Genomic DNA, 14,099 nt, shown 5'->3' on the forward strand with positions numbered 1-14,099 from the left:
GGCAAGCACCGGTGATTTCGGTAGAAGAGCGAGCGGCGCAGCTCGGCAACCTTCTTATACCGCGCGACGCGCCTCGACTTCTACGCTTCCTAGACGTCGAGGTTCCTTCGGTCTTCACAAAGCCGCTTACCGATGATCAGATGATGGCGAAGTGGATGAAAGAATCGATTTCTCATCCGCTCCGTCCAACTGGCAAAGGAGTTTCAAATGGCTACACGCAGGACGACGTCGACACGATCAAGGCCATGACCGGCTATAATTTCATCGCCTTCGATGGTGGCACGACAGTGGTTGACGATGATGGCAACCCGGTGTCCTACGAAGTCTCTAAGATGATCATGAAGATTGCCGACCGCATCGAGACCGATCGATCGCTCGGCCTTCTCGTCGGCGACATCACCGAAAGCTACTTGCGCGGCGTGTTCAAGGACTTCGAGAAGAACGGCAAGCCGTTCCCCGAGGATTGGCTGAAACGCGGGCTGGCGTATGTGCGCGAGCGCGACACGCCCCGCCCCACCGCGGTGCGGCGCTCGATCACCGCCTAAGAGAGACTTTCAACTGGCACTCGAGATTTGGCTGATGGCGAGGCTGGTGAAACGCTGCGGCGCGGGTGGGTTGAGGCTCGCCGACAGCAACGAGTGCCCTGCCTTAACGCCCCCGCCGCCGGAACGAGCCGCGCGCCACCACCACGCCGATCGCGAGCAGCAGCAGCGGCGCCAGCCACAGCGGCAGCGTGGCGCGCGACACCGGCGGGTCGTAGCTGACGTAATCGCCGTAGCGCGCGATCAGCCAGTCGCGCACCGCGCGCGGCGACTCCCCCGCCGCGACACGCTGGCGCACCAGCGCGCGCATCTCGCCCGCCATGTCGGCGTCGCTGTCCGCGATCGACTGGCCCTGACAGACGAGGCAGCGCAGCGTCTCCATCAGCGCGCGCGCCTGGCGCTCCTGCTCGGGGTCGCGCAGCTGGGTATAAGCGAGCGGCGGCAGCGCGGTCTGCGCCATCGCCGGCACCGCCAGCCACAGCGCCAGCAGCGCCGCGCCGCGCCTCACCGCGCCGTCCCCGGCGTCCGCGCCTCGGCGAGCGCCTGGAGCAGCTCCGGCACGTCCTCGGCGCGGATATCGCCGACGTGCTGGAGCCGGATGATCCCCTGCCCGTCGACCACGAAGGTCTCGGGCACGCCCGACGAGCCGAGCGCGAGCTGGAGTCGGCTGTGCGGGTCGCTGCCGACGCTGGCATAAGGGTCGCCGTGGCGCTGGAGGAAGGCGGTGACGTCGGCGGGCGTGTCCTTGATCGCCACCGCGTCGATCGGCACGCCCGCGGCCTTGAGCGTCAGCAGCTGCGGCGCCTCCGCGACGCAGGGCACGCACCAGCTGGCGAAGACGTTGAGCAGCCGCGGCGCGCCGCGCCGGAAGTCGGCGTCGGTCACGCCCGGCTTGCCCGGCGCGATCGCGGGGAGCGTGAACGCGGGCAGCGGCTTGCCCACCATCGCCGAGTAGACGGTGCGATCGGCCGGACGCCACAGCCCCCACAGCACCACCGCCAGCACGACGCCGAAGGCACAGAGCGGCAGCCACAGCAGCCAGCGCGCGTGGCGCGGGCCCGCGCCCGCAGCCGGATCGACGCCCGCGCTCACGCCGCGCCCCAGGCGACGCCCTCGGCGAGCGCGTCGGCGCGGCGGCGCTGGTGCCACAGCCGCCATTGATGCCCTACCAGCGCGAGCGCGCCGCCCAGCGCGATCAGGAAACCGCCGAACCAGATCAGCGTCACCATCGGCTTCCACCACAGCCGCAGCTGCCAGCGCCCGTCCTCGCCCAAGGTGCCGAGCACGGCGTAGAGCTGCCCGTCCCAGCGTGTCAGGATCGCGCTCTCGTTGGTGGTCGTCACCGGGGTGGTGAAATAGCGCACCTGCGGGCGCAGCACCGCGATCGCTTCATCGTCGAGCGTCACCGCCAGCCGGCCCTCGAGCGCGGTCCAATTATCCCCCACCAGCGGGCGCACGCCCTCCAGCCGCACGGTGAAGCCCGCCACGCGCGCCGGGTCGCCGGTGCCGACCGCGACCAGCCGCTCCTGCGTGTAGGCGGTGCTCGCCGCCATGCCGATCAGCGACACCGCGACACCGAGATGCGCCACCACCATGCCCCACAGCTGGAGCGGGGCGCGGCGCAGGTTGCGCTTCGCCAGCGGCGCGACGCTGGCCACCGCGAGGCCGACGCCGAGCGCGATGCCGAGCAGCGGCAGCGGCGCGATCGGCCCGCCCAGCACGAAGGCGCCAACCCCCGCGAACAGGGTGGCGGCGATCGCGGGAAAGAGCCGCTGCGCCACCTCGCTCGGCTCGTCGCGGCGCCAGCGCATCACCGGCCCGGCGGCGAGCACCGCGACGAGCAGCAGCGCCACCGGCCCCGCTGTCGAGTCGAAGAAGGGCGGACCGACGGAGAGCTGCACCCCCATCGCCGCGGCGACGATCGGGTAGAAGGTGCCGATCAGCACGATGCCGAGGATCACGGTGAGCAGCAGGTTGTTCGCGACCAGCGAGCCCTCGCGGCTGACCGCCTCGAACAATTTGCCCTGCCGCACCGTGCCGATGCGCAGCCCGAACAGCAGCAGTGCGCCACCGATGTAGATCACCAGCAGCGCCAGGATGAAGGCGCCGCGGCGCGGGTCGACCGCGAAGGCGTGGACGCTGGTGAGGATGCCCGATCGCACCAGGAAGGTGCCGATCATGCTCATCGAGAAGGCCACCACCGCGAGCATCACGGTCCAGGCGCGCAGCCCGTCGCGCGTCGCCAGCACGCTCACCGAGTGGAGCAGCGCGGTGGCGGCGAGCCACGGCATCAGGCTGGCGTTCTCCACCGGATCCCAGAACCACCAGCCGCCCCAGCCGAGCTCGTAATAGGCCCAGTAGCTGCCCGCGGTGATGCCGAGCGTCAGGAAGATCCAGGCGCCGAGCACCCACGGACGCATCGCGCGCGCGAAGGCGGCGCCGACGTCGCGCGTCACCAGCGCGCCCACCGCGAAGGAGAAGGCCACCGAGAGACCGACATAGCCGGCGTAGAGCGTAGGCGGGTGGAAGGCGAGCCCGGGGTCCTGCAGCAGCGGGTTGAGCCCGGCGCCGTCCGCGGGCGCGGGGTCGAGCCGCGCGAACGGGTTGGAAGCGAACAGCAGGAAGGCGTAGAAGCCGAGCGCGATCGTCGCCTGCGCCGCGAGCGTGGCGACCAACGTGTCCGCGCGCAGGCGATGCTCCAGCCGCGCCACCGCCGCGCCGGCGAGGCCGAGGATGGTCACCCACAGCAGCATCGAGCCCTCGTGGTTCCCCCACGCGCCCGCGAACTTGTAGAGCGTCGGCTTCATCGAGTGGCTGTTGGCGGCGACCAGCGCGACCGACATGTCCGAGGCGAGGAAGGCGGCGATCAGCGCCGCCATCGCAATCAGCGCGAGCACGCCCTGGACGGTGGCGACCGCGCGCACCGTCGGCGCCGCGCGCGCGGCGTCGGCGCCCTGCTTGAGCGCGAGCGCGCCGAGGACGAGCTGCGCCAGCGCGAGCGCGGCGGCGAGCCAGAGCGCGACGAGGCCGGTCTCGGCGGTCATGCGAGGAGAAACGCGGGCAACACGCGCAGGGCTTTAGCGGCGCGGCGGCGGAGCGTCGAGGCGGATTGGGCTCCTTCTCCGCCTTGGCGCGTCGCGCTCGGACAGCTGATCCTCGGCGTGCCGCGGCGACGGCGGCAAGCGCGCGTCCCTCAGCACCACCGGCCCCGTCTGAGTTCGGGCGACGGGTCGAAACAGCGGGACGGTTCGGCCGGCAGGCTTGGGCGTGCGAGGCATGCTCCCCCTTACCGCGGCGGTGATCACGGCCGCCGCGCCGAGGTCCGCCACGGTCAGGCGCCGGCCCCTCCTTTACCCTGCCAGCAGGGTCTGGGTGAAGCGCTGCGCGTCGCCCGCCAGCAGCGATAGCGTGCGGTCGAGCGTGCGCGAGGCGTCGCGGAAATGCTCCACCGCGGCAAGGTTGCGCTGCACCGAGGTGCCGATCCGTTCGCTCGCCGCGGCCAGCGATTGGCTGCGCTCGCGCACCTCGCCGATCCGCGCATTGAGCTGGTCGATCGAGCGCGTCTGGCCGCGCGACATCAGCGCGACCCGCCCCGCCCCCTCGTCCATCCCGGCGATCAGCGCGCCGAGGCTGTCGGTGTTCGACACCATCGTGCCGATCGTGCCCTGCACCGCCTCGATCGTGCGGCGCACGTCGCTGGTAGAGGCGCCGGTGCGGCTCGACAGCGACTTGATCTCCGCCGCCACCACCGCGAAGCCGGTTCCGGCGCTGCCGGCGCGGGCCGCCTCGATCGTCGCGTTGAGCGCGAGCAGGTTGGTCTGCTGCGCGATCGCGTCGATCACGTCGACGATCTGCTCGATCGTCGCTGCCTGCTGCTGCGATTGCGCCACAGCGGCCTGTGCGCCCTGGGCATGACGATTAATCGAGCGCGCGGCGCGGCTGGTCCCCTCCACCTCCTGGTCGATGTTCTCGAACGCGCCCGCGAGCGATCGGGTCGCCTCGCTCGCCTCGCGCATCTCCTCGCTGAACTGGTGCGCGATCGTGTCGAGCTCGGCCGCGAGCGCGCGGTTGCCGCCCGCGGAGTCGGTGAGATCGCGCGCGCTGCGATCGAGGTGTGCCATCGCCGCCTGCGCCTCGCGGATCGCGCCCGCCACCTGCTCTTCGAACGTCTGCGCCAGCGATCGCAGCGTCTCGCGGCGGTGCGCCTCGGCCGCGCGGGTCGCGCGCGCCACCTCCTCGCCACGGCGGCTCTCCTGTCGACGCGCCTCCTCGTGCAGCCGTGCGGTCTCGGCCGCCAGTCGCTCGGCCTCGCCGCGCTGCTGGTCGAAGCGCTGCAGCGCGGTCACCATTTGCCCCAGCTCGTCGCGGCGGCGCAGCGCGGAGAGGTCCGGCGTGTCGCCGGCGAGCACCGCCTCCGTGACGGCGGCGATGCTCGTGATCGAGCGGACCGTCGAGCGGCTGATCACATAGGCCATCGCCACGCCGAGCGCCGCCGCGAGCGACGACACCAGCACGATCGCCAGCAGCGTCGCGCGGGTGGCGAAGACGGCGCTGGCCGCGCCCGCGTCGGCGCGCGCCACCCCCGTGCGAGTCATCGCGCGGAGCCGCCGCTCCACCCGGCGTGCGTTCTCGCGGAACGGCGCCACCATCGCGGCGCTGCTGGCAAAGTCGATCTCCAGCATCGAGGTGATCACGCCGACGGTAGCGCGATACTCGCCGAGGTCGGCGAGCATGCCGTCCAGCGCGGCGCGCTCGCCGGGGTGGCGCGCGCGGTAGCGCAGCAGCGCGTCGCGCACGCCGTCGAGGTCGCGCTCCACCGCCGCGGCGCGAGTCGGCACGTCGGTGGCGGGAGCGGCGGCCTTGGCGATCAGCAACCGGTAGAGCTCGGAGTCCGCCATCTCGAAGCGCAGCGCGACCGCGTTGAGCTGGCTCAGGTCGCGCATGTCGACTTGGACGATGCGGTTGACGCTGCGGTCCGCCACCACCAGCGCGGTGGCGCTCAGCGCGGCGATGAGCGCGAACAGCACCAGCATCAGCAGCGGCGTCGCCGCGACCTTGGCGGTGATCGGCCGGTCGGCCAGCCGCGCGCGCCGCTCGACGCGGTCCGCCAGCGCGGAGAGCAGGCTCAGCATCGCGCCGGGGTCGCCTTCCGCCCGCTCACAGCGTCACGCGCAGGCCGCCGCGCACGCGGCGGTCGGCCGGGATCGGCGAGCCTGCCGCGCCGTCGCCCAGCGACAGGTTCTCGCCCGCGACGAACAGCTCGAACGCGCTGCTCAGGCGATAACCCGCGCGCGCGTCGAACGCGACCGCATCGTCGACCCGGTACAGACGCAGCTGCTGCAGCGTCGAGAAGGCGAACTGCCGCGTCGCCGAGGTGTAGCGCGCCAGCGCGCTCGCGTACCAGCGGCCGCCGTCGTAGCCGAGCGCGGCATTGGCCTTGTGCCGCGGTGTCGTCGCGCGCGGTGCGAGCGCGTAGGGGATCGGCAGCGTCGTGCCGGCGAGATCGCCGTCGGTCGCGGTCCAGGTGTAATTGACCCGCCAGTCGAGCGCGGCGACGCGGCCGCTCGCCTGCCACTCGGTGCCGTAGGTGGCATAGTCACCCACCGCCGCGAAGCGCGCCGCCAGTACCGGCGCCGGCGTCAGGAAGAGGTCGAGGTGCGGCTCCAGCCCGTCACCCGGCGAGGCGATCGCGTCGTTGGTGCGCGTGTAGAAAGCGGTCGCCTCCAGCCGCGTCGCGCCGAGCGCGTGGGTATAGCCGAGCTCGCCACTCCATACCGCCACCGGGCGGATGCGCGGCGAACCGGTGATGACGATCGGCACCGGCGTCGGCACCGCCAGCGGCAGGCGGAAGCCGAAGCTCACCAGCGAGGGCAGCTGGTAGCCGCGACCGCCGTTCAGCCGCAGCCGACCGTTCGCGCTGGTCCGCACCACCAGCGCGGCGTTGAAGCTGAGCCGCGTGAACGCGCGGTCGAACGCGGCCGGGTCGTCGAGCACCGGCTGCGCGATCACGCCCGACTGCCCCAGCCACAGCCGGTCGACCCGCGCCGCGGCGCTGACGCCGACGCGGTCGAGCGGGTGGAGGTCGAGCATCGCGTCGAGCGAGGCGACGTCATAGGCGATGGTCCGAGCGAACTGCGCGGGGCCGCGCATCCGGCTGTTGCGATACTCGCCGCCGACGCGCAGCGTGTCGTCGGTGTCGAGCCGGTAGAGCGCCGCGGCCTTCACCGCGACCAGCCGGTTCTCGATCGGCGCGCTGACGCGATTGACCCCGTCGCTGCCCTCCTCGCCATAGTCGGCGTCGAGCCAGTTGACGTAGCCGTTGAGCGTGGCGCCGCCCCATGGCGTGTCGTGCGTCAGCCCGGCGTGGACGTTGCTGCTGCGGTAGTGCTGGTTGGAGAGCAGCTGGCTCGGCAGATATTCGATCTGCTCGTTGCTGGCGTAGCCGCCGCCGAGCACCGCCTCGGTGGTGCCCCATCGCGCGCTCAGCTCGCCGGCGACCTGGTCGGCGGCGACATCGACGATCGGCGTCGGCGCGAGCAGCCCGGCGGGCAGGCGGCGCTCGTCCTCGCGCAGCCGCCCGGCGCTGACGCGCGCGCGCACGCTGCCGCCCAGCGGCAGCATCGCGGTGCCCGCCAGCCGCGAGAAGCCGTGGTCGCCCGCCGCGGCGGTGGCGCGTGCCGAGGCCGAGTCGCCGCCGCGCTTGGTGATGATGTTGACCACGCCGCTGGCCGCGTTGAAGCCGAACAGCGCCGCGGCGGGGCCGCGCACCAGCTCGATCTGCTGGATCTCCTCGAGCTGCACGCCGAGCAGGTTCCAGTCGGTCAGGCCGTAATGGTCGAGATAGACCTGCCGCCCGTCGACCAGCACCAGCAGCCGTGCATTGTAGGTCTGCACGCCGCCGCGCACCGCGACGTCGCTCTGCCCCGCGGTCCAGCGGTTGACGTCGACCCCGGCATAGCCCTTGAGCAGACCCGGCAGATCGCGCGCGGGCGAGCGCGCGATCTGATCCGCGGTGATGATCGTGACGGAGGCGGCGACCTCGGAGGCACGCTGCGGCTTGCCAATCACGCTGGTGGTGACGGGTTCGCCGATCATCGCCTCGAGCGCGGAATAGTCCACCGCCTGTGCGGTCGCCGGCGCCGCGGCCACGATCGGGGCGAGCGCGGCGCCGAGCGCGAGCGCGCGGCGGAGCATGAGCGCGGTCACGCTCAGATCTCCTTGACGAGCATGAGGAAGGCCGAGCCGAAGCGCGCGTTGGCGGCGCGCGCGGCAGCGCGGTTGACGGTGATCTGGACGCGCGCGCCGCTGCCGATCCCGACGACGCAACGCGCCGCCTGGACGCAGGCGTCGTCCGAGGTAATCGTCACCACGGAGCTGCGCGCGGCAGCCGCAGCGATCGCGCCCTGATCCTCGCGCGTCCCCGCGGTGACGAAGGCGACGCGATAGCCGGTCAGCGAATCGAGCGCGGTGACCGGCACCCGCTTGGTGCGAAGCGTCGCCTTGCCGGCGGTGGCGCCACCGCCGAGCGCACGCTCGATCGCGGCGGCGTCGGCGAGTGAGGCGGCATTGCCCGGCGCGACCACGATCGCGGCGGGCATGACGCCGCTCGGTGGCGGTTGCAGGAACGACACCACCCGAACCGCGATCGGTACGTTCAACTCCGCCTGCAGCGGCAGCGGCGCCACGACGCTGCCCGCCACCATCGCCGCCCCGATCAACTCTCTCACGTGACTCAACCCCAAAGCCTGGGGCGGACCTAGGCGAACCGGGTCACCATATGATTAACGGCGCGGTGAGGATGCGACCGGGGGGAGCGTCGCCGCCTCACCTTTCGCCGATACGAGCCGGCGCATCGCCGATTGTGTCGTAATGTGCATGCAACACAAGCTTCGCCGGACCGTCACACGCCCCTTCTAACCGTCCTCGAACAAAGCAGAAATCGGGGAAATCATGTTCAGCACGAAGGCGCGCGCGCGCCTGTTGGTCGGGGCGGCGCTGGTGCTGTACCCGGCGATCGCCCACGCGGGCCAGGTCGCCGGCACCGTGTCGGACGCGAGCGGCACGCGCAACCTGCCTTCGGCGCAGGTGTCGATCGTCGAGCTCGGCCGCTCGGTCGAGGCCGACAGCGCGGGCCAGTATCGCTTCAGCGACGTGCCGACGGGCCGATACACGCTGCGCGTGCGCTACACCGGCGCCGACGCGATCGACACGCCGATCATGGTCGATGCCAGCGGCATGGTGACGCAGGACGTCGCGGTCGGCGGCGGGGGTGACATCCTCGTCACCGGCCAGCGCGCCAATCTCGCCAGCTCGCTCAGCCGCCAGCGCGGCGCCGACGGCGTCGAGAGCGTGCTGACGCGCGACTCGATCGGCCAATTTCCCGACCAGAACGCCGCGGAGTCGGTGCGCCGCGCGCCCGGCGTCAACGTGCTCAACGACCAGGGCGAAGGGCGCTTCGTCGCGGTGCGCGGGCTCGATCCCAGCCTCAACGCCGCCTCGATCAACGGCGTGCGCGTGCCCGCGCCCGAGGCCGACACGCGCTCGGTCGCGCTCGACGTGGTCGCGTCCGAGCTGATCGAGTCGATCGAGATCAAGAAGTCGCTCACCCCCGACATGGACGGCGACACGATCGGTGCCTCGGTCGAGATCAACACCACCTCGGCGTTCGACCGCAAGAAGGACTTGCTCGCGGGCTCGATCGAGGGCTCGTACAACCATTATTCCGGCGAGGTGACGCCCAAGGGCAGCGTCAACTTCTCGAAGAAATTCGCCGACAATCTCGGCATCTCGGGCGGCGCGTCCTATTATCTGCGCAAGTTCGAGACCGACAATATCGAGATGGACGGCTGGACGACCGACGACGCCGGCAACGGCTTCGCCGATGCGGTCGAGTATCGCGACTATGACGTGCGCCGGCTGCGCACCGGCGGCTCGCTCTCGCTCGACTGGCAGCCCGCGCCCTCGACCCGGCTCTACGCGCGCGGCATCTACAACCGCTTCTCCGACCAGGAGGATCGCCGCCGGCTGATCTTCGAGATGGACGCCGATCCGGCCAGCTCCACCGCCTCCGGCGCCAGCTTCGACAGCGCCGACGGTCGCATCCGCGTCGAGCGCGACTTGAAGGACCGGTTCGAGAAGCAGGTGATCCAGAGCTATTCGGTCGGCGGCGAGACCGAGACCGGACCGTGGCGGCTGCGCTATAGCGCCGCCTGGTCGCGCGCCTCCGAGCTGGAGAGCGGCTCGATCGACCCGATCACCTTCCGCCGCGACTTCGACGGCGAGGACGGCGACGACCTCAGCGTCGCCTTCGACTATGGCGATTACCTGCGCCCGCGCTTCGCGGTCGGCGGCGCCAGCGCGGCGGCGTTCGACGACGCGGCCGAATATGGCTTCGACAGTTTCGACCGCACCACGCTGAGCCGCTCGGTCGATCGCGAGTGGAACTTCCGGGGCGACGTGACTCGCAGCTTCGCGCTGGCCGAGGGCACGTTCGAGCTGCAGGCCGGCGGCAAGGCGCGGCTGCGCCAGAAGACCTACGATCTCCAGGTCGACACGTTCGACGGCTATGACGGCGACTTCACGCTGGCCGACGTGGTCGGCCGCCAGACCTATCGGCTCGCTGATCTCGGCTCTGTGGTGGCGAAGAAGGGCGAGCGCGGCTTCCTCGACGCCAACGCGGCCGCGTTCGAGCGCGACTCGCTCGGCTCCGACTTCGCCTCGCTCGCCGAGGATTATGCGGTCGGCGAGGACATCTACTCGGGCTATCTGCTCGGCCGCTACCAGGCCGGGCCGGTGCGGCTGATCGGCGGCGTGCGCATGGAGCATACGCGCAATGACATTCGCGGCAGCACGGTGACGCTGAACGAGGACGGCGACCCGGGCGAGCAGCTGCTCGTCACGGCGAACCGCATCCGCCGCAGCTACACCAACTGGCTGCCGAGCGCGGTGGTGCGCTACGAGGCGACCCCCGAGCTGGTGCTGCGCGCGGGCGCGTTCCGCAGCCTGGTGCGCCCGAGCATCGGCCAGCTCGCGCCTCGCTTCGCGCTGGAGCGCGACGGCGACGACCTGGAGGGCGCGTTCGGCAACCCCGACCTCAAGCCCTATCGCGCCTGGAACCTCGACGCCGGCGCCGAATGGTATTTCGACACCTCGAGCGTGCTCCAGGCCGGCTTCTTCTACAAGGACATCCAGGACTATATCACGACCGTGACGTTCGAGGGCGACGACGCGCCCTATAACGGCAGCTATCGCGGCATCGCTTTCACCGAGGCCGACATCCCGCTCAACAGCGGCAAGGCCAGGATCCGCGGCGTCGAGCTCGGCTTCTCGCAGCTCTTCAGGATGCTGCCCGCGCCATTCGACGGGCTGCTGACCAACCTCAACTACACGTTCACCGACGCGGACGGCGAGACCTTCGACGGCGACACCGGCGGCCTGCGCACGATCCCGCTGCCGGCCTCGTCGCGCCACACGTTCAACGCGGTGCTCGGCTATGAGAAGGGGCCGGTCAGCGTCCGGCTCGCGGGCACCTATCGCGACAAGTACCTCGACGAGGTACAGGCGGTGGCCGACGAGGATCGCTACGTGCGCCAGCACTTCCAGCTCGACGCCAGCGCGCGCTATCGCATCACCCCCAACCTCCAGCTCTTCGGCGAGTGGGTGAACATCAACGACGCCAAGTACGTCGCATATCAGAACGCGCCGGTGACGCGCCGCCTGCTGCAGTACGAGGAATATGGCTATACGCTGAAGTTCGGCGTGCGGGCGAACTTCTGATGCGCGCGCTGTTCCTCGGCGCCGCCGCGCTCGCCGCCGCGCCGTCGCTCGCCCAGGCGCCCGCGCCGCCGATCCCGCGCACGCCGGGCACGCCCTATGCGCCGCGCGCGATCCCCGACCGGATCGTGCTGACAGCCGGCGCCGACCCGTCGCGCGAGATGGCGGTCGCCTTCCGCACCGACCGCGCGCAGGCGAGCGCGGCGGCGCAGCTCGTGCTGGCGGTGGACGGGCCGACGCTCGAGCGCGCGGCGCGCACCGTCATCGGGACGACGCGCGCGATCGACAGCGCCAACGGCAGCGCCAACTACCATCAGGTGCGCTTCACGGCGCTCGAGCCCGACCGCGTCTACGCCTATCGCGTGCAAGGCGCGGCGGGCTGGAGCGAGTGGTTCCAGTTCCGCACCGCCGCCACCGGCTTCCGCCCGTTCCGCTTCCTCTATCTCGGCGACACGCAGAACGGCATCCTCACCTACGCCTCGCGCGTGATCCGCCAGGGCTTCATGGCGGGACAGGTGGCGCTGACGGTCCACGCCGGCGACCTCGCCGCGCAGCGCGACGACCTCGACCACGACGACGAATGGGGCGAGTGGAATCAGGCGGGCGGCTATAACTATGCCTCGACCCCGCAGCTGCCCGCGACCGGCAACCACGAATATGTCGACACTGTTCTCCCCGACGGGCGCGATAGCCGCAAGCTCGGCCCCTATTGGCCGCTCCAGTTCGCGCTGCCGGGCAACGGCGCCGATCCGGTCAAGGCGACGAGCTACCACGTCGACTATCAGGGCGTGCGCTTCGTCGTGCTCGACGGCACCGCCGCGCTCGATCTCGGCGCGCTCGACGCGCAGACGAGATGGCTCGACGCGACGCTGGCGGCGAGCAGGGCGAAATGGAACGTCGTCCTCTTCCACCAGCCGATCTTCACCTGCGCGCGGCCCAAGGACACCGAGGTGCTCAAGGCGGCGTGGAAGCCGATCTTCGAGGCGCGCCGCGTCGACCTGGTGCTGCAGGGGCACGACCATTGCTACAGCCGGCTGACCGCCGAGGCGGGACGCGACGCGGCGCGCGCGGCGCATGCGGGGGGCGCGGTGCAGGGGCCGGTGTATCTCGTCTCGGTGACGGGGTCGAAGATGTACGGCCTCAACGATCGCGCACTGAAGCAGCCCGACCGCGTCGCCGAGGCGACCGAGCTGTTCCAGCTCGTCGACGTGGCGGAGCAGCGGCTGAGCTTCCGCACCTATACCGCGAGCGGGACGCTCTACGACGGCTTCGACCTGGAGCGCGGCGCGGACGGGCGCAACCGCCTGCGCGAGATGGGCGTGGCGCTGCCCGCCGAGCGCATGTGCCGCGGCGATATAGGCCCGGACGGCGGGGCGTGCGTGTCGCGGGAAAAATAACGATTGAGTTGGTGGGGGCAGCACCAGAGGGAGCGCACACGCTACGAGCGACGGAGCCGAGCCGCCTTGGTCCCCCGCCGCGCCGGCGCGGACGCACGTCCCAGCATTCTGGATCGGTGTTCGTCGTGATGTACCCGCCCAGAGCTTCTGACCCGACCTGTCGCTGTAGACGGCGCGCTGGCCGTGCGTGGGGGACCCATCAGTCGGTCATCCACGGCGTTGACGATGCTTCCTCATGTGGAAAGCCCGCCGCATCCGCCCGCTCCCGAGCACATCATCCGTTCGATCGGGCACATGGCGCCAGATAGACGGCGTTGCCGATCAGCAACGGCCGCCTTCTCGCTCGACGACCGCCGCCGCCCACTTGGTCGCCGCGCCCCTGCCCAAGGTGATGCGACGGTTCCAGAGGATCGTGCGCCGCTAGATCTGAGACCCATTCCAACAGTCGTCGCAACTGCTCCTATCGGCTGCGATCGGAGCTTTGCAGTGCCAGCAACGGCCGGCGGGGACCACACGTGCTTTGAACCGATCGATGAGGTGGCATGGCAGTAAGAAAAGCGTTCGCGCGATCATGCGCGCGCGCGCACTCAAACCGTCGATCACGATCATGCCCCCTTACCGCCGCCCCTCGGCTCCCCGAGACGATCATCAGATCTCGGCGGCAAATCAACCCCTTAGCTGACGATCCATCCCAGATTCGATCAGATCCAGTTTCAAACGACAGGCGCAATGGCATGCTGACCACGGCCATGATCGTCGATCGCGCCACGCGCGACGGGGAGATCGTGTCTGGTCTGGCCCTACCGATGATGACGTGGCCCGCTTGATGCCGCTGACGTACATGGGTGGAGGCGTCGTGCCGCTGGCGTATGACGAAACTCGGTTTCAACCGACGTGGATCAACGACGACGTGTCGGTGTTGAACGCTCGACAGGCTGCGCCGCTCGACCTCGCGGCGAGATGCCGGCGTCGCCGCCTCACCCGAGCTGTGACCGTTCAAATCAAATCTGGGCGCCCCTGGTGACCGAGCAGGCCACCGCGGTCCGAGTGCGAAGCGGGTAAGCGGGTAAGCGGGTAAGCGGGTGAAGCAACGTGTGGCGACAGGGACGTCGATCTCACACCTTCAGGATGATCCCGCGGCGATCGAGCGCGCGCGCGAACAGGCAGCAGACCGAGGTGTAGGTCAGCGCGCACAGCAACGACCCCAGTGGCCCCGGCGCCAACCGCTGGAACAGCTCGAGCCCGACCCAATGGTACAACCCCATGCCGGGACGTACCTGGATCAACTCGAGCGTCACCACCAGCAGCTCGGAGAAGAGGTAGAGCGCCAGCGGGTTGCGGCCGAGCATCTGAAGGAAGCCGCGCCCCAGCCGCGCGCCGCGCAGCT

General features: G+C 70.7%; 9 protein-coding genes and 1 pseudogene. 3 read left to right on the top strand and 7 right to left on the bottom strand.

From position 1 onward, the window contains the following. Nucleotides 1-11: 11 nt before the first annotated feature. Nucleotides 12-545, top strand: a complete 534-nt coding sequence (locus KZ820_RS08120; RefSeq protein ID WP_219748012.1) for a hypothetical protein — start codon at nt 12-14, stop codon at nt 543-545. 103 nt (nt 546-648) lie between these two features. Here the strand turns inward: KZ820_RS08120 and KZ820_RS08125 are convergent, their stop codons facing one another. The 6 genes from KZ820_RS08125 to KZ820_RS08150 all read right to left on the bottom strand — a co-directional run bounded on the left by KZ820_RS08125 (nt 649) and on the right by KZ820_RS08150 (nt 8,269). Further along, nucleotides 649-1,050, bottom strand: coding sequence for a cytochrome c-type biogenesis protein (locus KZ820_RS08125; RefSeq protein WP_308462161.1), 402 nt, complete (start codon nt 1,048-1,050; stop codon nt 649-651). Beyond that, nucleotides 1,047-1,634, bottom strand: a complete 588-nt coding sequence (locus KZ820_RS08130; protein WP_308462162.1) for a DsbE family thiol:disulfide interchange protein — start codon at nt 1,632-1,634, stop codon at nt 1,047-1,049. Before KZ820_RS08130 ends, KZ820_RS08125 begins: the two co-directional genes overlap by 4 nt. After that, nucleotides 1,631-3,586, bottom strand: coding sequence for a heme lyase CcmF/NrfE family subunit (locus KZ820_RS08135; protein ID WP_219748014.1), 1,956 nt, complete (start codon nt 3,584-3,586; stop codon nt 1,631-1,633). The genes KZ820_RS08130 and KZ820_RS08135 overlap by 4 nt, the downstream gene beginning before the upstream one ends. A gap of 306 nt (nt 3,587-3,892) precedes the next feature. Beyond that, complete coding sequence (locus tag KZ820_RS08140) at nt 3,893-5,674, bottom strand: methyl-accepting chemotaxis protein (RefSeq protein ID WP_219748015.1); 1,782 nt, start codon at nt 5,672-5,674, stop codon at nt 3,893-3,895. 25 nt (nt 5,675-5,699) lie between these two features. Continuing rightward, on the bottom strand, nt 5,700-7,748 hold the full coding sequence (locus tag KZ820_RS08145) for a TonB-dependent receptor plug domain-containing protein (RefSeq protein WP_219748016.1): 2,049 nt from the start codon (nt 7,746-7,748) through the stop codon (nt 5,700-5,702). 2 nt (nt 7,749-7,750) lie between these two features. Beyond that, complete coding sequence (locus tag KZ820_RS08150; RefSeq protein ID WP_219748017.1) at nt 7,751-8,269, bottom strand: YfiR/HmsC family protein; 519 nt, start codon at nt 8,267-8,269, stop codon at nt 7,751-7,753. 223 nt (nt 8,270-8,492) lie between these two features. On the opposite strand from KZ820_RS08150, the gene KZ820_RS08155 reads away from it, so the two are divergent. Both KZ820_RS08155 and KZ820_RS08160 read left to right on the top strand, forming a co-directional pair. Next, nucleotides 8,493-11,318 carry a TonB-dependent receptor gene (locus tag KZ820_RS08155; protein WP_219748018.1) on the top strand — a complete coding sequence of 942 codons (2,826 nt, stop codon included), beginning with the start codon at nt 8,493-8,495 and terminating at the stop codon, nt 11,316-11,318. Then, nucleotides 11,318-12,712, top strand: a complete 1,395-nt coding sequence (locus tag KZ820_RS08160; RefSeq protein ID WP_219748019.1) for a purple acid phosphatase family protein — start codon at nt 11,318-11,320, stop codon at nt 12,710-12,712. Before KZ820_RS08155 ends, KZ820_RS08160 begins: the two co-directional genes overlap by 1 nt. A 1,115-nt stretch (nt 12,713-13,827) precedes the next feature. On the opposite strand, the pseudogene KZ820_RS08165 reads toward KZ820_RS08160, so the two are convergent. Next, nucleotides 13,828-14,099: pseudogene (locus KZ820_RS08165) on the bottom strand (DUF5009 domain-containing protein); the annotation flags it as partial.

Origin of the sequence: Sphingomonas citri (assembly GCF_019429485.1) — a bacterium.
GTDB classification, from domain to species: domain Bacteria; phylum Pseudomonadota; class Alphaproteobacteria; order Sphingomonadales; family Sphingomonadaceae; genus Sphingomonas; species Sphingomonas citri.